Origin of the sequence: uncultured Roseobacter sp. (assembly GCF_947493125.1) — a bacterium.
In the GTDB taxonomy this organism is placed as follows: domain Bacteria; phylum Pseudomonadota; class Alphaproteobacteria; order Rhodobacterales; family Rhodobacteraceae; genus Roseobacter.
In genome coordinates this window covers 97,195-120,210 of record NZ_CANLQB010000010.1, presented here as the reverse complement: position 1 = coordinate 120,210, position 23,016 = coordinate 97,195, and the positions used below count along the sequence as shown (strand labels likewise).

General features: G+C 53.9%; 17 protein-coding genes. All 17 read right to left on the bottom strand.

The window, feature by feature from the left end:
* Positions 1-42 precede the first annotated feature (42 nt).
* A complete protein-coding gene (locus Q1A71_RS20260; RefSeq protein WP_299680955.1) occupies positions 43-1,047 on the bottom strand; it encodes a lysylphosphatidylglycerol synthase transmembrane domain-containing protein in 1,005 nt (334 codons plus the stop codon).
* Positions 1,044-2,234 (bottom strand): glycosyltransferase family 4 protein, encoded by a 1,191-nt coding sequence (locus Q1A71_RS20255; RefSeq protein ID WP_299680952.1) that lies wholly within the window; start codon positions 2,232-2,234, stop codon positions 1,044-1,046. The genes Q1A71_RS20260 and Q1A71_RS20255 overlap by 4 nt, the downstream gene beginning before the upstream one ends.
* Entirely contained in the window at positions 2,231-2,848 is a 618-nt protein-coding gene (locus Q1A71_RS20250) for an acetyltransferase (RefSeq protein ID WP_299680949.1), read from the bottom strand. The genes Q1A71_RS20255 and Q1A71_RS20250 overlap by 4 nt, the downstream gene beginning before the upstream one ends.
* Positions 2,849-2,911: 63 nt before the next feature.
* A complete protein-coding gene (locus tag Q1A71_RS20245) occupies positions 2,912-3,868 on the bottom strand; it encodes an NAD-dependent epimerase/dehydratase family protein (protein WP_299680947.1) in 957 nt (318 codons plus the stop codon).
* Positions 3,865-5,268 (bottom strand): glycosyltransferase, encoded by a 1,404-nt coding sequence (locus tag Q1A71_RS20240; RefSeq protein WP_299680944.1) that lies wholly within the window; start codon positions 5,266-5,268, stop codon positions 3,865-3,867. The genes Q1A71_RS20245 and Q1A71_RS20240 overlap by 4 nt, the downstream gene beginning before the upstream one ends.
* Positions 5,265-6,728 (bottom strand): oligosaccharide flippase family protein, encoded by a 1,464-nt coding sequence (locus tag Q1A71_RS20235; protein WP_299680941.1) that lies wholly within the window; start codon positions 6,726-6,728, stop codon positions 5,265-5,267. The genes Q1A71_RS20240 and Q1A71_RS20235 overlap by 4 nt, the downstream gene beginning before the upstream one ends.
* 13 nt (positions 6,729-6,741) lie before the next feature.
* Positions 6,742-7,173: a hypothetical protein gene (locus tag Q1A71_RS20230; protein ID WP_299680938.1), complete on the bottom strand. Its 432-nt coding sequence runs from the start codon at positions 7,171-7,173 to the stop codon at positions 6,742-6,744.
* Positions 7,174-7,607: 434 nt separating this feature from the next.
* Complete coding sequence (gene asnB / locus Q1A71_RS20225; protein WP_299680935.1) at positions 7,608-9,488, bottom strand: asparagine synthase (glutamine-hydrolyzing); 1,881 nt, start codon at positions 9,486-9,488, stop codon at positions 7,608-7,610.
* On the bottom strand, positions 9,488-10,666 hold the full coding sequence (locus Q1A71_RS20220) for a DegT/DnrJ/EryC1/StrS family aminotransferase (RefSeq protein WP_299680932.1): 1,179 nt from the start codon (positions 10,664-10,666) through the stop codon (positions 9,488-9,490). Before Q1A71_RS20220 ends, asnB begins: the two co-directional genes overlap by 1 nt.
* Entirely contained in the window at positions 10,666-11,664 is a 999-nt protein-coding gene (locus tag Q1A71_RS20215; protein ID WP_299680929.1) for an NAD-dependent epimerase/dehydratase family protein, read from the bottom strand. The genes Q1A71_RS20220 and Q1A71_RS20215 overlap by 1 nt, the downstream gene beginning before the upstream one ends.
* A 329-nt stretch (positions 11,665-11,993) precedes the next feature.
* Positions 11,994-13,178: a sugar transferase gene (locus tag Q1A71_RS20210; RefSeq protein ID WP_299680926.1), complete on the bottom strand. Its 1,185-nt coding sequence runs from the start codon at positions 13,176-13,178 to the stop codon at positions 11,994-11,996.
* Positions 13,175-15,103 carry a nucleoside-diphosphate sugar epimerase/dehydratase gene (locus Q1A71_RS20205; RefSeq protein ID WP_299680924.1) on the bottom strand — a complete coding sequence of 643 codons (1,929 nt, stop codon included), beginning with the start codon at positions 15,101-15,103 and terminating at the stop codon, positions 13,175-13,177. Before Q1A71_RS20205 ends, Q1A71_RS20210 begins: the two co-directional genes overlap by 4 nt.
* A gap of 664 nt (positions 15,104-15,767) precedes the next feature.
* Positions 15,768-17,003: an O-antigen ligase family protein gene (locus Q1A71_RS20200; RefSeq protein ID WP_299680921.1), complete on the bottom strand. Its 1,236-nt coding sequence runs from the start codon at positions 17,001-17,003 to the stop codon at positions 15,768-15,770.
* A gap of 1,205 nt (positions 17,004-18,208) precedes the next feature.
* Entirely contained in the window at positions 18,209-19,354 is a 1,146-nt protein-coding gene (gene wecB / locus Q1A71_RS20195; protein ID WP_299680918.1) for a UDP-N-acetylglucosamine 2-epimerase (non-hydrolyzing), read from the bottom strand.
* Entirely contained in the window at positions 19,347-20,357 is a 1,011-nt protein-coding gene (locus Q1A71_RS20190; RefSeq protein ID WP_299680915.1) for a polysaccharide biosynthesis protein, read from the bottom strand. Before Q1A71_RS20190 ends, wecB begins: the two co-directional genes overlap by 8 nt.
* 11 nt (positions 20,358-20,368) lie before the next feature.
* Positions 20,369-21,616 (bottom strand): glycosyltransferase family 4 protein, encoded by a 1,248-nt coding sequence (locus Q1A71_RS20185; RefSeq protein WP_299680912.1) that lies wholly within the window; start codon positions 21,614-21,616, stop codon positions 20,369-20,371.
* A gap of 1 nt (position 21,617) precedes the next feature.
* Entirely contained in the window at positions 21,618-22,211 is a 594-nt protein-coding gene (locus Q1A71_RS23695; protein ID WP_366140319.1) for a glycosyltransferase, read from the bottom strand.
* Positions 22,212-23,016 lie beyond the last annotated feature (805 nt).

Here is a 23,016-nt window from a genome sequence, read left to right as displayed (position 1 = left end):
AAAGAACCGTTGTGATCAAGACGCGCCTAGTCATCTGTTCTTCTACGCATGCTCTTGCGCGTTCGGTGTCGATGGCCGCAAAGCCACGCAGACTATTCCGATGACAACCGCACCAGCGATTGTGATGGCATGAAGCGTGACGATGGTCACCACGGCTTTTGCGCCAATAACTCCAACGATGTTAAGTGCCATTACTCCAAAAAACTCATATGTTCCTATCATTCCAGGCGATGCTGGTAGCATGCTGACATTCGCCAAGACCAAAAGCACGAACAGTGCATTTCCCAGAGAAAGATCGACTCCACAGGCTTGCGCCACCTGATGGACCAGAAAAACTTCGACTGACCAAATCGCACCGGTCAAAACACTAACGATCCCAAGACGCGCTCGCGCGAAAAGGGGATTGAGGCCCTCAAGGCCGGCACGCGTCATCGGTTCGAGGCGGACAGCGAGCGCTGGGGGCAGAATGCGACCAGCGGTATTGGTCAGGACGACTAGACGATCACCACCTGCGAGATGAAGCGCTATAGTCACGACCAACAGCCCCCCCGATATAGTCCCGATCACGATACCAGCGGCACCCAACCAGTCCGGCAGTGCCGGATACGCTAGGAGAACACCGGAGAGGATAACAAGCACTGAGCCAAGATCCACGATCTTTTCTGTGACCAATGTCGCGAGAACCTTGGTTCGCGACATTTGTTGTGTGCGCGCCAACTCGAGTGTCCGTACGAGATCACCGGCGCGTGCAGGCAAAAGCGTATTGAAGAGATAACCCTGCATCATCGCGTTGAAACAGCCCCTAAAGCCGATCGCTGGTGTATGCTCGATGAGGGCCTGCCACCGGAGCGCACGTAATGCAAACCCCAGGAGGAGGATGAACGGAACCGGCCAAAGGGTCACCAATTCGACGTCCACGAGTGCCCGCACCACTTCCGCCCAAGTCACCGTTCGTCCGAGCAGTACAAGTGCCGCAGCGCTGACCATCAGACCGATCAAGGTGACAAGATGGCGTTGTAGCCAGCCAAACTTTGTGCCTGTGGTCATTTCGAGCGCGCCTCGATTATGTCCTTGAATTCAATAACCATATCCCGCGCCACAGCGTCCCAGTCCATGTGGGTCGCGACAAAGGCTCGGCCGCCGTGACCCACACGCTCGCGCAAAACGACATTAGGCAGTACGGCGCGCAACCGACTTGCAATGCGTTCTGGGTCGGTGGTCGTCAGTTGAAAGAGATGTTCCTTATCAACCAACTTATGTTGGCCCAGAAGATCAAGCGGCACATTGGCCATGGTTGGAAGACCCAAAAGCATAGCCTCGATCGTCGCCGTACCGAGACCGACATATTTTCCCGTAAGCGACGAATAAAAGAGGTCCGCCTGTTCCATCTCCTGAAGAACGGTCGCATGAGGCCGTTCGCCCAGAAATATCACACGATCCTCTAAACCCGCTTCCCTAGCAAGCCGCCTGGCGGCGTCATAGTACACGTGACCGACTATGCGCAGTGTCAAGTCGGGAAATTCGTCAGCAATCTTCGAGAAGGCGGCGACGAGCGGAACAAAGCTCCGCTGTTCACTGACCGCACCCACACCGAGGATCACTTTCGGCGTGTCATATGTATGCGGTCGCTTTGCAAGCGCATCGATGTCTCCGTTCGCCCCATAAGTCAAGATCACGGTTTTGCGGCGAATGCGGCTGCCTTGAACGTCTTCAAGATAAGCGAGGATCTGAGAATCCCACGCGATCAACTTTGCGCAGAACGGAAAGATCAGTCGCCCGCAGATGATCCAATCAAGAATATTCAATATTTTGTTTCGGCGAGGATTCAAAGATTGCAACTGGGTACCGACAGAGCAAACCAATGGCACCTTGATTGACCGAGCGGCAAAAATAGCCGGGAATGCAATGTCGAGGTAATGATTCACGAGCAAAACGACATGAGCGTCCGATTCCCTCGCAATCCGACGCAGCCGTAACCAGTTCCGAGGGTTCCACGAACTCAGTTGAAAATACTTGAAGAACCCAGCCAGCGGCAATGTCCACGCCGGCAACCTATGAACCTTGAGACCAGCCGCGTCGGCGACGGCCTTGTCAGATACAGGATCAGCAGTCCGCAAACCGACAACCGTCACTTCGTGGCCTTGCTTCTGAAAGACCTGGGCAAGGTTGCGGGCATAAAAGGCTGTGCCGGTCTGGATCGGGGGAAACATCCCGCTGACGACGAGAATTTTCATTTGACGCGAGCTATCGGACGCGCTGGAACACCGACAACCGTTTCTCCATCAGCGATATCTCGGATCACAGCACTACCCAGCCCTGCAAGCGCGCCCGCTCCGATCTTGATACGCCCTTTGACATTCACACCACAACCGAGATAGCTGGCCGACCCCACGACCACATCGCCTGAAAGACACACATTGCTGGCTAGGATAGCAAAGTCCGCGACTCTGACACCGTGGTTCAAGACGCAATTCGCAAGTATGGTCACATGCGACCCAACAACGACATCTGATAGAATCGACACATTGGCAAAAATCAATGAACCAGAACCGATTTGTGCGTCGAAAGCCACGCTCGCGTGTGGATGAATAAGCGTAGCGAAGCGCCCAAGATCCAGCCCGGCATCGGTCAAGACCACCTTCCGGCGGGTGTAGTTGTCTGGGCTGCCCATGCAGTCGACCAGCGACACGTCCGGATCCTGCGCGCAGAGCTCGGCCCCTTGATCTAGCCCACCTAGCACCTTTACTCCGAACCGGTAAGATCCCGCTTCAGCCCCATCATCCAGCAGCCCCCTCACCTCATATCGCTGAACATCGTTGAGTTGGTTGCAGGCTTCGATGAGGCTCATAACATCCGAACCCGTACCACCGCCACCGACCAGAATAAGAGGTTGAACCAGAGCCATCGTGTATCAGATCACCTTGGTCCGATACCAATCCGCAGTGCGGCGAATACCCCCTTCAAGATCGACCTTTGCTTTGTAACCAAGCAAGGCTTCGGCTTTTTGAGTTTCGGGAATCCGCAACTCGATATCTGCAGATAGAGGCGGCTTGAAGATAATCTCGGATTTGGAGTTGAGCACGCGGCATACCGCCTCGGCCAGACCGAAGATGGTAGTTACGGCACGGGCATTGCCAATATTGAAGGACTCGCCGACAGCTGCAGGGTGCTCGACTGCAAGCATCAGTGCATCGACCATATCGTCGACGAAGCACCAGGCTCGGATTTGCGTGCCGTCGCCGTAGATTGAAATTGGCTCACCCGCTAACGCCTTGCGAATGAAGATTTGGATCGCCCCTTCGCCGGTCTGACCCGGTCCATAGACATTGAAAGGGCGCAAAGTGACTGTCGGGAGGCCCTTTTCGCGGTGGTAGGAATGTGTGAGATGTTCGCCAGCGAGCTTGCTGACCGCATAAACCCAACGCGCTTCTCCTGCGGACCCAGCTACGGCTTGAGTTGCCTCATTGACCCTATAGGCCATGGACCCAAACACCTCTGAGGTCGAAAACTCCACCACGCGTTCACTCACACCCGCATCGCTGGCCGCCCGCAACACATTAGCCGTACCGATCATGTTCACTTCCATGGTGTTTATCGGCGATTTGATCACAGTATCGATCCCGGCGATCGCCGCCGCATGTACAACAATGTCGGCGCCCTCGACGGCCTCACGGATGGAGCCGTAGTGCAGAATGTCACCCTGCATCAAGCTAACGGTGGGCAGGTCGGCAACGCCAGTATGCTTGACCGTGTTGCGCGTTAGATTATCGAACAATACAATCTCGTTTCGCTCGGCAAGTCGCCCAGCCAGTGTCGAGCCGATAAAACCGGCACCGCCAGTGATGACAATTCTCTTGTCTGCTATCATGACGATTCACCCTCCATGTTTGCGCTCTTTTGGCCAATGGGTGACGCGGAAGCAAGAGCAAGAAGCTCTGCCAGCAGCTCAGGCTTGTCGTCGAGACAAAACACTTGCTGCCCATAGGTGTCATTCAGTGATCGGATAATTTCGATCAGCCGCGCCCTTGGCAAACCCATACCGCCGACATAGCGACAATCCATTGGATCGCACATCCATTCCTTAGGAGGATCGCTATCTATAACTCTCAGGTACTTTTCAGCGCAATGCCGGGCCGTCCAGTGGTTTTGGACAAATTCTCGTGCTGCATTCCCTATCTCGCGCCGATGGTGAGCGTCTTTCACCAACTTTTCAATGGCTGCATCGATCGCTTCAGGGAAGCAGAATGAGGTTGGCGGTATCAACCCTGGATCATAGTCTTTTTCGATATGGTCGGCATAATAACCACCGACCACAGCCGGTTTACCAAAAAATGCCGCTTCAACGGCAAACCCTGCCATCGGCGTGTCAGAATATAGTTGATCCATCGCAAAATCACACCGTGCAAGGTACTCAAGCACTTCACGATTTGGTCTATCTCTAATCTCCACATATTCAATTGCATCCAAAGATCCGCAAACCCGTTCCAGAGACGCCCGGAGTTCATCACTTCCCTTGCCCAGCGGATAAGAAGGAGAGTGCACGACCATCAGTTTACGACCGGCGGCAGCGGTCCCATCATTGTGCTTTGAACGCGCACTGGCATTTGGCGCGAAAGGCAGACCGATGTAGCAGAACTTGACATATGCGCGCTGATGATGGTGAGCCGAGGCCGGATTACCGATGATCACGTCGGCGTGCCGCTCGACCGCCAACACCGTAGCGCGCCTTTGAAGTGTAAGCTTGCGATAGGCTTCCAAAACAGCCCTACGAGTCTCGGTGTCCTTTACCTGATCTAAGGGCGGTAGAAAACCCGATCCGGTACGGAACTGCTCAGGCAAGTGAATATCCTCAGCAAATCCATCGAGAAAGGCCGCGCGTTCGTCGGTCCCGTGAAAGACATAGATAATGCGCTTGCCAAGAAGTCTCAGGAGCACGAATTCACGAAACCGGAAGAAACTGTTTCCACAACTCAAGATGAAAACGTCATGGCGAACTATCGCCCATGCCAGCAGAAAGGCTCGGGCCAAGAGCATCACCGCAAACCAAAGTCTTGCCTTTACCTGACCAGTCGCCTGTTGCCGCTTAGTCAGCGACCAGCGTGCAAAACGTAGCCAGACCCCACCTGGTCGTTTTGCGACTTTGTCCGAGTACTCAAAACGGTGGTCGACTAGGGTGACCAGGTTGGCTTGGACCCCGAGGTCTTCAAATCCCTTGCTCAGGTGATAGTAGTATCCGGAGACATCGCTCAACCCGATAAAAATTCTCACGTCGCGGCTCCATCTTCGTCGATGCCGACACGCCGCGCATGTCCCCGCACCAGTGGTATGAGCACAACAACCAGAGCGAAAAGGCCAACAGATTTCGCGCCGATGACCGTAATGTTCAAATCATAATTCATAGTATTCAAGCTGATCACACAAACAATACCCCAGATCGCGCCCAAGGCTGCCAAGTACCCCCACCGGATCGGGATAGGATGCAGTTTTTGGCTGTAGTGAAAATAGCCCCATATCAGGCCAACATTCGCCAAAACCGTTGCCCAGGCGGCTCCCACTATTCCGAACGGACCGATTAGCGTCAAATTGAACACCAGATTGATACCGACAGCTATCCACGCAACCCGAGCGAGAAGCGGCGTTCTTTTCTCCAATGATATACCAACTGCAGCAATGTGATGACTGCTCTGGATCGCGACCGAAAGAACGATCAAGACGAAAGCGGGGGCCGCGAGGTGATACTCCACTGGCATCAGGAAAACCAGAATCTCTGACGCAAACAGTGCGACCGATGTACAAATAAAGAGCATGACAGAGAGCATCGCAACCAAGAGCCCCGCATAACTACGACGGTAGGTGTTTGGACTGTCGGTCCGAAGCTTGATGGACCAGGGACTCCACGCCATACCGAAGGCCGTCGAGCAAAACAGCGCGATCGTCGCAAATCGACTTGCGATTGAGTACAGACCTACGTCGGAAACCGACATCATAGACGCGATCATCCAGCGATCCATGCTTGCCATTAGCCAGAACGCGGAAGTTACAAATATGAACGGATATCCATATTGAAGCAGCGGTTTGACGAAAGACCCATCAAGTCTGGGCGTCAGATCAGATCGGATGAGCCACACACCAAGAGGTAGCGCCAGAAAAACGAGTACGAACTGCGAAACGAACATACCATCGAGCGATTGACCACGTAGAACGACCGCAAAAACTAACGCTATGGCAGCCCCTGCTCGCGCGATAAGCGCAAATGTAAAGAAGTGCCACGGACGAAACTGAAGTCTGAGCACATCGAGTATGTACTGCGTGATCTGCATCGCCACCATTAGCCCCAATGCGGCCCCCACTCCGAGAAGCGACAGCCCATAGGCACCGAGCTTCACTATGTCGCTCGCTTCTACTGTCAGCGCAGCAAAAAGGAAAATCGCCGATATCCCTGTCGTCGTAAATGTGAGAAGCAACAAACCGGTGCTGACCAGTCGTGACCGACCCGCTTCTCCGGTCTCGCCATCCCAGTAGTAACGCTGGGCCGCATTGTTCAGTCCCACATTCGCCAGCAGGCCGAGGATGTTGGTCAAGCTCATAACGAGCTCGAACACACCAAATACCTCAGTCGACAATCGCGCGGCGACAATTGGAAACGATGCGAAAATAATCAGCTTGGAGACAAAGTCGGCGCTGCCGTAGATGAGCGTATCAGTTGCAATCCGCCGCCAAACTTTCATTGGCCCTGCCACCTTAGTAGGGCGCCGTAGATGGCGAAAAGAACTTCGCTTCTGCGACCGATCCTACCGAGCATACATCGCTCGACTGACTGATCTCTTGCCTTAATCGCAATTTTTTTGTCGCTAAGAAAGTGCACAGACGTTTCTTAGCGAAAGCTGCGACACTTTTGAAACGCTCGGCAAACCTCATTGCGACCGTCGATGTCTTACCACGAGATGTCGGCTGCCATGTCATCTGAACTATGTGATCTACAGCATTGCCGATCATTTTGAAGGTCAGGTGCCTATCCACATCCTGCTCTTCGACCGTGTCGTAAACTGAGACGTCGTACAGTCCGTCGGCCTCTTGGAGGCCGATCACGTAGTTGAGATTCGTTGGTGCCGACTTCGCAGAAGCGAGATTGAAGTTCCGGTGAGACAGCGGTCGGTACAAGTGGGCATCCATGATATCGCGCCCCAAGTAAGCGCGGTTCCGATCAAACCTGTGGCGAAGAGTATATGCTTTTTGATCCACGGGTATATGACCTGCACAGGGCCGCTGAGCGGTGATTGCGCGAATCTCAACATAGACACCGGCTACCCCCGTGTCCGACACAAGAGATCCGCCAGACCTCGCGACCTGGCGCGCTGATACTCTTATGATGTCATTGTAGCCGCGTTGGCAACTCTGGAAGGCCGAGTCCCGCCTCGATTTATCTTCAGCGCTTAAACTGTTCTGAATATGAGTCGGTGTAAACACCTTACATCCATGTTCGCGACGCAGGCAGTAAGCCAACGAAAAGTAGGTAGGTCTTTGGCAGAGTAGCTTCGCCGGACCGGCTAGAAAAATGCATCTTGGCGAGCCCGCACCTCAACTGGACAGCACGCAACGCGCATCCGTCAACTCATTGTTTCCTGAAACCATGCTTCGATATAGAGCAATGACCATATGAGCAATCGTCGGTTCTCCCTACTGCTCAGGTGGTCGTTGATCAAGTCCTCCACTGGCCCGCGAGCCATGAACTGGTAGATCGCTGCATCGTTCTCAAGCAGGGTACGGCGCACAAAGTCGATACTCTCACCCTTGAACCAGCTTGCGTCTGGCGATGAGAAGCCTTGCTTGGCCGCGGCCGTCACACTGTCAGGAATATATCGGGACATCATGTCCCGCAGAATCTGTTTGCCATCACTGGTCTTATGGAAATAGCGTTGCGTCTTACGGCCAACATCATTCTCATTCATCTTTACAACATCAGCTAGACTATTGAGCTTCAAGCCCACTGGACACCGCATTGCAAAGTCGACGAGGTCGTTGTCCATGAAGGGCACACGGCTTTCGAGACCATGTGCCATGCTGAGCTTGTCTTCGACAACGAAAAGACCATGCAAGAATGTCTTGGCCTCGAAGTAAAGCGAATGGTTTATGTAGTCTTCGGGGCTGGACAACTCGTTGTCATGGCTCAGGAATACGTCACGGAAGATGTCACGCGTCCAAACCCCTTCGACTTGATCCGCGACAGGAGCAAAGACCCTCGCCAACATCGAGTTCGGTATTAACCTACTCCAGAATTGGTAGTATTTGTCGATGTACTCCTCAAAACCCTGAGCCCCGACCGCTCGATAGTACCGCCAGGGATATCCGCCGAAGAGTTCGTCGCCTCCGCTACCTGACAAAACCACCTTCACGAATTTGCTGGCGAGCTTCGCCGCATAGAAGTTCGGATAGCTCTGGCCCACGCGTGGCTCTTCAAGGTGAAGCGCGAGGCTCGGCAGACAACGCTCCATATCGCCAGCCTTCAAAACCATCTCATAGTGCTCGGTTTTGAAGAGGGCCGACATCGCCTCGGCGCGTTCTCGCTCATCATATGCCAGCTCTACGCCGGACGCCGAGCTCAAATCAAAGCCGCAGGTAAAGGTTTTGAGATAGGGAAAGGAATTCGCCGCAATCGCGGTGATCGAACCGCTGTCCATGCCGCCGCTCAAGTAGGAGCCAAGCTCAACGTCGCTTACGAGCTGGCGGTTCACCGCCTGTCGAAACAGGCGGTCGAGTTCATCGACGTATTCTTGACGATCGATTGGCTCCGTTGGTTCGGTGAACTTATAATCCCAGTATTTTGTGACGGACAGGTCGGCGCCACGCTCGCTCAACTCCAGCGTCGCATAGTGACCCGCCGGAAGCAGCTGTACGTCTTTAATCAACGTCTGATCGGTAAAAATGTTCTGGAATGTGAAGTACTCGAGAGTTGCGCGCATGTTCATCTCGCGCCGAAAATCGCTCTGAGACAAGATCGTCTTCTGCTCCGAACCGAAAGCGAACTTGCCACCTTGCTTAGCGTAGTAAACTGGCTTGATACCATAGCGGTCGCGCGCGATTGTCAGTCGCCTTTCGGCGCGATCCAAGATGGCGAACGCAAACATGCCATTGAACTTCAGTAGGGCGTCAGTCCCCCAATGCGCAAAGGCATTGAGCACTACTTCCGTGTCACTCTTCGAGCTGAACCAACAGCCGGCAGCCTGCAACTCAGCGCGCAATTCGCGATAGTTGTAAATTTCGCCATTGTAGGTCAACACGAAACGATGATCGGTCGAGATCATTGGCTGATGGGCCGCTGGCGAAAGATCAATGATAGCGAGACGGCGGTGACCGAAGCCGACATTTCCATCGATCCAGCTTCCCTCGCCGTCTGGACCGCGATGCGCTATAGAATCGGTCATGCGCTGCAGGGTGATCGGCGAGACAGGCGCCCCAGTAAGATCAATTAAACCGGCGATGCCGCACATTAGGAGGGTCCAGCGCGCACGTGCTTGATGACATGTGCCTGTTCGGCCTCGGTCATACCGTGAAAGAGCGGCAGGGAAATACTGCAGTCATTGGCTGCCCAAGCATTTGGCATGTCCTCCGGCTGAAGGCCATACTTTTCCCGGTAAAAGGTGAGCATGTGGACTGCATGGGTCGCTGGGCGCGTCGAGATACCATTCCGCAACAGATCATCCATCCAAGCGTTTCGCTCAGCATTGATGATCGCGATGGTCTCCGCCGTCTGGTGCGCTGGCCTAAACATACATGGATAGCTCTGATAGCCATTTTCCATGCCCTGAATATGCGCTGGGGTTCTGAACCACTCGAGGTCGGCGAAGGCCTCGTCGTAGACCGCCGCAAGACGCTGACGTTCAGCAACGATCGCCGCGGCGCGCTTCATCTGCGCACAACCGAGTGCAGCCTGAAAATCCGTCATGCGCTGATTGTAGCCGGCGTCCGGATGATCGGCGAGAAGATACGGTCGAGCGCCGAGATGGCGTTGCAAGTCGCTCACGGCTGCGCCGTGATCGCGCAAGCGGCGGACTTTGTTCGCCAACTCGCTGTTGTTGACGGTAACCATCCCGCCTTCACCGGTCGTTATAGCCTTGCGCGGATGAAAGCTGAAACAGCCCGGATTTCCGTAGGAACCGACATGTCGACCGTCGATCCGGCTACCAAAACCACAGGCCGCATCCTCAACCACCAAGAGCTCATGCTTCTGAGCTAGCGCATCCACTGCTGACATATTCACCGGCAGCCCGAACAAGTGCACTGGCAGGATTGCACGCGTCTTGGGGCCGACAAGCGATGCGGCCAAATCCATGTCCATGTTAAAGGTCACTGGATCAATATCGCAGAACTTCACCGTGCCACCCAGATGCTCTACGACGTTCGCTGTCGATATCCACGTAAGCGCAGGCACGATTGCCTCATCACCCCGCCCAAATCCCAACGCTGCGAGTGACAGGTGAAGCGCCGTGGTGCAGGATGTCACTGCAACGGAATGCTCCGCCCCAGTAAAGCCCGACCATGCGTCCTCGAAAGCCCGGACCTGCGGCCCCTGGACCAGCCAGCCCGACTGAAGAGGAGCCAGTACGCTGTTGATCTCTGCCTCTGTCAGAGCGGTCCGGGCGATGGGAATATTCATCTTCTCGCTCATCACGCAAGCCCAACCGCTTTGCGACGCATCTCAACCTCGGCCTTGTGTTCAGCCCTCCAAGCGATGAGCCGCTCCAGCCCCTCACGCAACTCGACCTCCGACGTGAAGCCGATTTGTTGCGCGGCTTTGACCGGCGAGCCAATGCGATTACGTACCAGTGTGGCTTGGCTACGTTCAGCATACTTGATCGGCTGGTTCGATCCAGTGATCTGGATCAACAACTCGGCCAGCTCTTTGAGCGAAGTTCTCTTCCCGGTGCCGACGTTGTAGAATTCGTCCGTCGCGTCCGATTGCATCGCACGCACATTTGCCAAGCCGCAGTCCTCAACTGCGACGAAATCGAATGCCTCCGATCCGTCGCCCATGATCGTCGGGCTTTCACCGCGATCAATCGCATCAAGCATTTTCATGATCACCGCGATGTAGGCACCATGATAGTCCTGACGTGGCCCGTAGACATTCATGTAGCGCAGCCCGACAAAATCGAGGCCGTAGCGATGATGGAACGCTCGCATCATAGCCTCGCCCGCGATCTTGGTCGCACCGTAAAAGTTCTTATTGTTATAGGGATGATCCTCGGTCATCGGCTCCTCAACGGCGTCTCCATATACCGACGCAGAGGACGACCAGACCAGGCGTTTCACACCCTTTGCTACACAGGCTTCCATTACATTGAACGTGCCGCGTATGTTGACGTCGAAAGCAGTCCGCGGAAATTCATGGCATTGTAGCAACCACAAGGCCGCGAGGTGAAAGACCCCATCTGCCCCTTCGAAAGCCGACTGCAAAATGTCAGCTTGCATTACGTCGCCGCCAATATCATAGATCGATACGCGCGGATCGGTCTGCGCCCTTTCAAGGTTCTCGCGGCTACCTCGAACGAAGTTATCATAGATTATAATCTCGCCCACATCATGGGTGAGTAATCGGTCGATTGTGTGAGACCCAATTAGGCCGGCGCCGCCGACCACAACAAACTTCTTTCCACGGATATCCATGATTGCTTCCTGCAAACTTGCGATCTACGGAAGATCCTCCCAGCACGACCGTCACCAGATCTTCACTTCCTATCCGCCCATACACGAACACAAGGGGTGAGGGCCAGAGACAGTTTAGGTCCCAAGGTCCATCTGGCAGATCACCTATCTATCGGCTTCCGAGCTGATCTCCCGCCGGAGACCGGAAAACACCGCCGGCACATAGGTCGTTCGCCAATGCGACAGAGCCCAAACGGTAACACTCGGACCATTCAGAGCCCTCTGAGGCAGATGGACAGACCGCAGCGAGATGGTAAAGCTCCTTCCATTCTTATCAAAACCTGGCCGCCTTAGCGCGCCACACGATCGCCGCCACCTCGCCCTGCTATCGTTAGAATGGCTATCTTTAAGTCTAAGAAGAGCCCCTGCAGGGCAATATAGTCCGCGTCTCGGGCTGCCAGACATTGGGGAGTGCTCATGTCGATGCCCTCCACTTGGGCAAGACCCGATATACCGGGTCGGGCGGTCAGCACCCCGCGGGCTCGGCGAGCCGCAATCAACTCATCTTGCGTGGGCAGACATGGGCGGGGTCCGACCAGGCTTAGTTCTCCTCGGACTATGTTCCAGATCTGAGGAAGTTCGTCCAACTTAGTTCGTCGGAGGATTTGACCGACACGGGTGACCGAGGCAGAACTGATCTCATGGGTCCCTGCTTGCTTGGTTCCTGATGCCATCGTCCGGAACTTGTGGCATATAAAGATCCGCCCCTCTTGGCCAATCCGCTCTTGTGAGAAGATGCCAGGACCTTGGGATGTCAGCCGTATGGTCAGCCAGATTGCGATGAGTAACCACCAGAAAAAGAGTGCAACTACCAATACAAAAGCCAGATCGATAGACCGCTTAGAGAATTGAAAAACCTTGTTGTTATTCTGTCCATCCGAAACTATCCCCGCCTTAGAACCAGCAAGGATATGCGCGCTGAGAATGTCTGCATGAACCATCGGTTTGCAAGCGGACACCAGTGGCAAAAAAGCGCGCCGCACGACGGCTGGCAGAGCGTTTAGCCAGGAAAGTCTTCCAGTAAAGCGATCAGCATAAACAAGGGGCAGATAAAGCGTAGAAACAGCGATATCCATCTTAGGGGCCAATTGCCGCTGTGCCCTTAACTTGCTCCGAGCATATGGGGTGTCAACTCTGTCGTCCAGAACCTGGACGGTCGAGACATTGACGAACTGGCCGACTTTGGCCTCACGTGCCCGACATAAAACATCCAACATGAAATCGACATTTACGGCATCAAATGCAGCTTCGTCATCGGGCTGATTGTTGTTAAGGACAGCTAGGTGCACAAGCTGATCAAATCCCTTGCCCAGCTTTGCGAGTTCATTATAGCCACATGTTTTTTGCTCCGGAAACATGCTGGCCAAACGGTCTTTATGACGTCCGGCAAGAAGCAATGTCGCGCCGGCCGCCGTGAGACGCGGCACAAGCAGCTGGCCTACAAAGCCCGATGCGCCGGTGAGAATGAGTTTCAAAATGAAGACGCTTTCGTATTGGTAGAGGCGGAACCTGAGGCCGCCGTGAGGTCAACCAACTGAGCATCCGGTCTATAGCCGGTTGGGGCATCTGCCAGAAGCTCTCTGAGCGCGGAAACATCCTGATCAAGGCAGGCCGCGAGCAGGTCTTTCACAATGGGTTGCAGTTCTTCCCAAGAGATACAGCGTTCGTTTGCGGTCATTATCCTCGGATGATCAGTTGGCCGCGCATCATCGCCAATAAGTAATTCTTCATAAAGCTTCTCGCCGGGTCGCAACTGGGTGAAGACGATTTCGACGTCCCCATTACTTTGGCCTTCGATGTAGGGCGTCAGGCCCGAGAGACGGATCATGCGATCCGCAAGATCGGCGATTTTGACCGGAGCGCCCATGTCTAGCAGAAAGACGTCGCCCCCCTTGGCCATGGCCCCCGCTTGAATAACCAGTTGTGCGGCCTCGGGAATAGACATGAAGTATCGAGTTATCTCGGGGTCGGTCACGGTCACAGGACCGCCCGTCGCGATCTGCTTACGAAACCGAGGAATAACAGAACCCGATGATCCCAGCACATTGCCAAAACGAACTATAGAAATACTGGTTTGTGTCTGGGTTCGTGAATGGGCCTGACAGATCAGTTCCGCCATACGCTTCGACGCACCCATAACATTTGTCGGTCGCACTGCCTTGTCGGTTGAGACAAGAATGAAAGACTCCACATTTGCTGCAATCGCAGCCTCCAGCAAGGTCAGCGTGCCAAATACGTTGTTGCGCAAACCCTCCACAATGTTCTGCTCTACGAGCGGGACGTGTTTATAGGCAGCTGCATGATATATGGTCTGAACACCATAACGCCGGATGACGGCTTGCACCCGACGGGGGTTCTGCACAGATCCAAGAAGTGGAACAATTTGGCCGTCGCATTGACGGGCTTCGAGGCCATCGCGCAGTTCCATCTCAAGTGTGTAGAGTGCCACCTCCGAGACATCAAAAAGAACAACTGTCCGGGGGCGATGCTGGGAGATCTGTCGGCACAATTCGCTGCCAATGGAGCCTCCCGCTCCGGTGACCATCACTATCTTGTCGGTGATATTGGCGCTCATTAGCTCGAGTTTAGCAGGTACAGGATCGCGACCAAGCAGGTCTTCCGGCGCAACTTCCCGGATTTCGGAAATCTGGGATCGCCCGGATACGATGTCTTCGAGGTCCGGAATAGTCTGCACCTGAACCGCCAGTGACGCGAGCAGGTCAATGATCTCTCGTCTCCGTGCGCGGCTTGCCTCTGGAATGGCAAGCAGTACCAGCTTGATCCCGTGATCTTCAACCAATTCAGGCAGCATCTCCGGATCGTATACTCTCAGTCCAACGATGTCAGTCCCATGCAATGCCGGAGTTTCATCTATAAATCCGATTGCTGTATAGTCTCTCCCTCTGCCAAGAACACCAACAAGATCGCGACCAGCCGTTCCAGCACCATAGATCAGGAGCGGCGTGCGTCCTCTGCGCTGCTGACGAAAAAAAAGCTCGCGTAGTATGAACCTTACACCGCCAATACTTAGGAACGCGAGCATCGCATATATCCCCGGCACGGAGCGAGGCACGAAAAGCCCCAGAAGCTGTGAGACGCAGAACAAGATGATGGAAGACGCAAAGATTCCCCAGAAAACCACCGCAAAGGCACGTGACGAAATGTACCTCACGACGGCCCGGTAGAACCCTTTGCGCACAAAGATGAAGAGAGTGATGGGTAACGTAATACCTATGGCGATCCACGGCTCATACAGCGCCAGAAAATAGAAACTGTCCAACCGCAAGGCCATCGCCCCGACGAAACTGGCCAATAGCAGCATGCCATCCACAAGCAACTGGAGCATTCGCTTGTGGACGCGGGGGAGCTGAACAAGCCAAAGCAAGCAAGCTTCAATCATTGTTCAGTTCCCGGAAGCGTTATCTTGCGTCGCAACGTAGTCAAATCTGCATACTTTCTTGAAAGCGCGAATGCCGCACCAAAGTGGCATGTGTATTAAGATGCTGTTTGGGCACTGTCCACAGGCTTGCTCGGCCGTTTTATGCCGTCATCCAGCTTCGAAAACTTTGGCCTGGGAGCGCAAATTGGCTTTACACTGGCCAAGAGCCCCCCGACCACTTCGCGGTCCGGCAAGACGCAGTCAACGACGCGCTTCGCCGCGACCTTCTTCAAATCATCGCTGAACCGAACCTGCGATCTCATATACGAGTCTTCTGATTTGCAAGTTGCCGAACAATGCTTCTGGAAATCTTAGAGGATGGCTGAGTCACTCCACGTTGGACTGTAATCAATCTCATTCATCATGCGAAGAGTGACCACTCGAAACTGACAGTCTTCACTGGCCCCTAAATTTTGACCTAGCCCCCTGATCCGGGCGGTTCAGGTGTCGAATCCGTTCTTGTTTCTTTCTGTTGATTGGGTTGTGGTTATCTCCGGCACAATTCCTGCGCCATCACACCAGCTTCATATTCGTTGACCACCCCAATGATATGTTCGCCACTAAATCTGCGTTTCATGGTCTATCCTCTACTTCGACGGATCACTAACACCTCAATGACCTGATTTCAGGGGGCTGGGTTAACTTCACTCTTCCGCTTTAGGTCTTCAAGTATGAGGATTGCAGCGATAAATGACAGACCAAGAGAAAAAGCAGAGATATCAACAAATAGCACGTTGTTGACCAAAGCTGTCCCAGAAAACGCAAGGCTGAACATAAAGCCTATCTGAAGCCGAAGAGCCGCGTTTTTTCCACGACCTAGAGCGGCAAGAATCGGTATCGCCAAAATAACGCATAATAGCACCACCGCCGGAAGTCCGCCTGCAACTGCATGTGTGAGAAAGTCATTGTGCAGATGCGAGAAACGCTCGGATACATCAGCCGGGAAGTAAGCCGCAGCCGCATCAAAACGAAACTGCGGACCATGCCCGAAAACTGGCTTTTCCGTAAACGCCTGCCATCCGGTACGAAGCATGAGAAGCCGCAAAGACATCGAATAATCCTCAACCTTACCCGACGCCGCCTCTGGTCTTGATGGTATCGCCATTGACGTCTCCGCCTCGGGCAGTTTCGCGATTGTAAGGTATCGATGCAGCGCGTCTTTATCGAGGGCGCTCGCGGCCATACCAAGCGAAAAAGCTAGTATCAGATAGGCGGACTGCTTTGCCTTCTCGCCCAACACTGCAGCGCTCGCCAGAATGAACGCCACGCGAACTACTGTGAGAACAAAAAGCACCAGCAAAATACCTCGGGTCGATCCGAATCCGCCGATCGAAACGACTGTCAGAATGAAACTAAGCAAGCCAAGGCGGGCCCAGAAGGAAGATGGCGCGAACTGTCGGAATGTGCAGAGCATCGCGGGTATCAACAAGAGCGGCATGAGGTTGAATGAGTTTCCCAGCAACAGTGAAGGGCGCGCATTGCCGAGTAGCTGCTTCTCGCAAAAAAGAAGAGCAAAAACCAAAATCAAAAGGATAACCATGGCCTTGAAGAGAATTTGCATATCCAAGGGCCGTGTCTCTCTGATCGACCACATGGCTATTGCGACAGTTAGAAGGAGGGAAAATGCATCTCCGGTAGGTTCTACGGCCGTCTGGAGCGGGCCGGCAGTGATGGCCCGAATGCCAATGTAGGCAACATAGATAGCACAAACTAGTGCAAAAATTTTGAAGCTTGGTAAGAAAGGCAAGGCGGCATCGCGGCGCAAGAGCAGACCTATGACGAACAAAGGTGGTGTGAGATTGCCAAGAACTGGCAGCGCGAGCCATAGGAAAAGGGCCAGATAAGCGGCTGGCTCACGCATAAGATGTGTCATTGATTTGAGGGCCTACTTTGTCGACGATGGACTTCTTGATCTGCGTGAAACGCAGTCCAGAGCGATTGGTGCATAGCGATCATATTCTACTGGCCTGGGTCAAATACTGCGTCAAACTTCATTGGTTTGTAACATCACCAGACACGCTGGCGGAACACACCGTATCGCAAAAACGTAGCGTTCAAGCTCGACAAATGCTGAGCCGCGACGCGATCAACCATCTGGTCAGCCTTTGAGAATAGTTCGTCCGCCATAGCAGCAGGCGGCACCAAATCGACCGGTGACGACAGGCGGAGACCTGTGACAAGCAGTTCTTCGATCAAAGAAGCAGACGCAGTCTCCGTTTCCCCGGATGGATGGTAGTCGCTTCCTCCACTATGAAGATCCACAGATACTGATGGCCTGAACGTACTTTCCGGCCCTTTGTTTTTGCCCATCCGATAATGGAGTTCCCGACCTGCTCCAGCGCTTAAGGCTGCCCGAGAACAGATCGTACAACCTTTTTGCACCGAGCGATATCCCGTTTCTTATACCCTGCTTGAGCTTGGTCAGAGTGTTGTTTTCAACCACGCTACGTGTCTGAAATCTTAGTAATCTAGGAGCCAGCCGTCCACTTTTGTAGACACATCGTCAAGACTGGTAATCCACTTTCTGCAATCACACCCTCGGCATGAAACTGCTCAGACAATAACGATTCCTAGACTTGTCAGGGCGTGACTCCTGCTTTACATTCAGTAGTCCAATAAGCGAAAAGCAAATTACAGCGGTGATCTCACCCGCAATGCCATGCATCAGATAGCTATACGCAGTGTATTGCGCTCTCGACGCTTTTGCTTCGTCACGCGTTCCTCTGCATGCAACCGACGCTTTTACAGTAATGAAGTGTATTTCGTCGCTTTCAAGATCTGAGGCCGAGCATAAGGGAGTGTGGCGACAGTCACGAGAACGCTGCTACCGATCGCCCCATCTAAAAGGCCGAGACGGAAACACGATCTTCCAAATCCGAGCCGTTGTATGGCTGCACGCATTCAGATACGTGGAACCGCTCTACAATGGGAAACGACGAGCAAGTCAGATATGGCCAAGTTCTTTGCTTTCAATTGGGATGACGCGCGTATCACCAGAATCCGAGCTCCTGACTGATCCAAGTATCAATCGGTAAACTGCTCAGTGCCTTTACCCTGCGCCGCTCTCTACTGATCCGCTTTGCGCCACACAGTACGGTTGATGTAGTCGGTATAACTCTGAACGACGCGAAGGACGTGCTTTGAGACAGGTTGCGGATCGACCTGCGAGACATAGTCCTCCACGATCGGCAAGTTTCGTGTCTGATGGCTGTGCTGGGTACGTACAATCTCAACGGCCTCAATAACGCGGCGGCGGCTGAGGCCACTCATAATGAGTGTGCCAGCGTCCATGCCCTCCGGGCGCTCATGTGCGGTGCGTATTGTGATAGCCGGGAGATTCAGAAGCGCCGCTTCTTCAGTTACCGTTCCACTGTCTGAAATCACGCAAGCAGCCCCTTGCTGCAGCCGAATGTAGTCAGCAAACCCAAATGGCTTTAGAAAACGGATCAGAGGGTCGAACTCCACGCCGTTCAGCGCATCGAGCCGCTTGCGGGTGCGCGGATGGGTCGAAACGACAACCGGGAAGCCGAATGCCTCGGCGACTCCATTCAGGCTATCGAGCAACTGGCGGAGTGTATGTTCGGAATCAACGTTCTCCTCGCGATGGGTACTAACAAGAAAGTAGGCCCCCTCCTTAAGATGCAACGCATCTACGATTCCCGAGGCTTTCACCCGATCACGCGTGTAGTGCAGAACTTCGCCCATATGCGAGCCCGTCTTGATGATCGTCTCCGGTCGAATACCTTCAGCGATCAGGTAGCGTCGCGCATGCTCGGACAAAACCATGTTGATATCGCTAAGATGGTCCACAACTTTTCTGTTCAGTTCCTCTGGGACACGTTGATCAAAGCAGCGGTTTCCGGCCTCCATGTGAAACACCGGCATCTTCCTGCGCTTTGCCGCGATCACTGAGAGACAGGAGTTGGTGTCGCCATAGAGCAACACCGCATCCGGCGCTTCAGCCTCCAGTACTGGGTCAATTGCGATCAGAATCTGCCCAATGGACTGCACCGCTGTCTCGCCTGTCGCATCGAGGAAGTAATCCGGTTTACGGATGCCTAAATCCTCGAAGAAAATCTCATTAAGCTCGTAGTCATAATTCTGCCCAGTATGCACAAGCACATGGTCTGTATGCCGATCCATCTCATGAATCACTCGGCTCATCTTTATAAGTTCCGGCCGCGTGCCAACAATCGTCATCACCTTAAGCACGCAAGGCCTCCTGCATTAAATCAAGCGTCAAGAGGAGATCTTTGACCTGAGCGACGTTCAGTCGCTCGGTGTTGTGTGAAGTATAGTCTTCCAAAGTCGAGACGTTGACTTCTCCCTCACTGAAGTACTTGTCGTAATTCAGGTCACGAACATCGGCAGGCACGCGGTAGTAAGTACCAGTGTCTTCGGCACGCGCCATTTCTTCTCGGGAGAGAAGAGATTCGTAGAGTTTTTCACCGTGTCGGGTTCCTATAACCTTGATCGGCGTGTCGCTCTTCAGCAGCGATCTGACAGCCTCGGCCAAATCGCCCACCGTTGAGGCTGGTGCTTTCTGGACAAAGACATCCCCTTGCTGCGCGTACTCGAATGCATGCAGTACGAGATCCACTGAGTCATCAAGCGACATCAAGAAGCGTGTCATGTTGGGATCGGTGACCGTCAGAGGCTTTCCAGCCTTAAGCTGATCGACAAAGAGTGGAATCACCGATCCGCGTGATGCCATAACGTTGCCGTATCGCGTCGCGCAAAACACTGTATCTCCCGGCAGACCGGCGCGGGCTTTGGCAATCATGAGCTTTTCCATCATCGCTTTGGACATGCCCATGGCATTGACCGGATACACGGCCTTGTCAGTGCTCAACACGATAACTCTTTGAACTCCGGCGTCCCGCGCAGCAGTCATCACATTTTCTGCACCGAGAACATTTGTGCGTACGGCTTCCATTGGGTAGAATTCACAGGATGGAACTTGTTTGAGTGCCGCGGCATGAAAAATGTAATCGACGCCGTGCATAGCCCCGCGCACGCTGTCGAAGTTCCGAACATCTCCAATATAGAATTTCAGCTTTGAATTGTTCAAAGTAATCCGCATGTCTTCTTGCTTCTTTTCATCCCTGCTGAAAATACGAATCTCCTTGAGATCAGTGTCCAGAAACCTGTTGAGCACAGCATTTCCGAATGAGCCAGTGCCACCGGTGATCATCAGTACTTTGTCTTTGAACACGATTTCCCCCATTAGATTTCTGTTGTGGCCCGTTGCGCGACCGGCTCATCCAAAAGATGCTGCATCAGCGCCTTGGTGATGAGTTCAGGCGCAAACTCCGCCTCGAAGTAGGCGCGGCCCGCGGCCCCCATATCTGCCCGCTCCTTCTCGCTCGTCTCATACATCTTTCGAATTGTCGACGCCAATGCCGTTGGATCATCTGTCGGCGAGATAAATCCAGCCCCAGCCTCCGTTAGGATTGCGGCACCTTCCCCGTCCAAAACAGCAACGATCGGTCGTCCGATCGCGAGGTATGTTTGAAGCTTACTGGGTACCGTGTAGGTAAAGATCTCATCACCACGTAAAGACACGAGTAATGTTGCCGCCTTGGAGAGCAGAGGCGGCATGGCGTCAGCTGGAAACCGACCGGGCAGAACCACATTTGTAAGCTGGTATCGAGCTATTTGCTCATGTAACCAAGTGTCCATACTCCCGCTTCCGATAAGAAATATCCGTAGCGAGGCGAGATCCTCTAGTTCTCGTGCTGCATCCATCACAACATCGAGGGCTTGAGCTCGCCCCAAATTGCCAGCAAAAACAATCGAAAACCCTGAACCAATGTCGTCCGCTAGTAGTGCTACATCCTGAGCGACCTGATCTGGAGGCGTTAAATCAGGGGTCGGATTTGGCAAATAGTGGACTTTGGACCGATCATTTGCCAGGGCGGAGACAGGCTGGCGAAACGCACGGGATTGGACAAGTATGCGATCACTATGACGGTAGATATACCGCACAACACTGGCGACGACTGCTAAGATGCGGCGGTCGGTCACGGCTCCGGTTGCCGATAGACTTTCGGGCCACAAGTCCTGTACCCAGAGTACCAACTTCGCCTGTTTGAGCCGGGCAATCAGTATCCCCGGGAGCGCCTGCAAAATCGGCGATGGGGCATAAACAAAGACAGTGTTAAAACGTTGTCTTCTGAGCAAAAGCGGAGCCAGCAGCCCCGCGCTGAGGACGAACGAGATGTAGTTCAACGCAAGCCGTACACCTGAATTCTGTCCGCGCGGGACAAGAGGTACACGGAAGATCTCGACGCCGTCATGCCACTCTCTCTGGACACCCCAAGCCTTGTACTCGTCGAAGACCTGCCCGTCGGGATAGTTTGGCTTACCTGTCAAAACGGTAACCTTAGCTCCTTCGGCCCTCAAGCGTGCTACTTCGGCCGTGATCGGAAAGGTCTCCGGCCAGTAGTATTGGGTCAGCAGAAGCACGTGCATTTCAGACCTGCGCTCCAATCCGAACGAGGAACTCCTTTGCATCCGTAACCTTTGTCAAATCCTCTTCTCGTCCACAAAATCGCCTAACCGCCCGGGCGATCGAAACCGCCGATACTGGGTCAAACGTCTCCTGCGGAACTACAATATCTCTTACGTAGTCTCGTTCTGCCGCGACAATTGGTAGACCCGCGTCGCGAGCCTCAAGAAGTGGCAATCCAAAGGATTCAAAGAGTGACGGATAGATCAAAGCTCGGGCCTTCCGGTACAGATCTACCATTTGGTCGGGTGGTCTCGGACCGAGGCATGTTATGGGCGCGCCGGCTTTTTCCAGAGCACTCAACTGAAAACGCAGGTCTGATGGAATCCGTTTTGGCAAGGTCAGGCCAAGCGATGGCGCAGTGCCCTCCGAATGAAGCAGTTGCCAAGCCGCAAGCAAAGTGCCGTGGTTCTTATGAGGCTCGCAGGACGCAACATAAAGAAAATCGAATTGCTTTGCACCGGAGTCCTGCGTATTCTGACGAGACGACGACCCTTGTCGGGCGAATGGGTGAACAGCCGACGTGCGGCGCAAGGCCCCGTCGACAGCCCTAGCCATGGTGGGCGTTTGCACTACGATCTCCGAGCCACGCACGCAAAGTCGCAACCAAGCGCGTTCGATCTGTAGGCGCAGTCTTGTACGGTAAGGCAGGTGCTGAAGGCCGTCTCTCTGCAAGAGGTACCTGTTTTGCACTAGAACAATAGTCCGCGCCGAACAGCGAAAGAGCGGTGGCAAATTGCCAAAACAAACGACAACGTCTTCGGGACCTGCCACTGCGCGGAGCACCCGTTCGGCACCAAGACGGCCCGCAAGACTAGGCTGGAAGCGACGTACCTCGATCCCACCACTCAGTTCGATCTCAAACCCCAGTCGCGCATCCAAATGCACACGGGCCGGCGGTTTGAGGGCTTCGAGGACGGGAAGCAATAGAATCTGGCCACCGCCCTGATGCACATTCGGCGCATGTAAGATCAACATCGGTGCCACATCTTGCCAATACGCGAGGTCATCTTACAACGCCACGCGTCTGTGCATCACCCTGGGTTCCACATGCGACAAAGACGTCTCCCCCTAGCTCCTCAATACCATCAACAAATGCCATCTGGGCCGTTTATTTTTACCCGATCTTTCCGGCTCTTGGGCCAGTTTCGCAGATTTTGAAATCCGTCTTCCTGTGGCATCGCGCGACCAAGCCTGTCGTTGTGCATTTGCAAGGTTCCCATACACCAAAAAGTTTCCAGCCAATAGACGATTAACATATGGACGTACAAGCGCATCCTGAGGACAGTTGGTCCGAGCTTACCAAGGCGCGACATAGCTTTCGAGATTCGTCAAACTCGCCACATCACCAGGGACATACTGG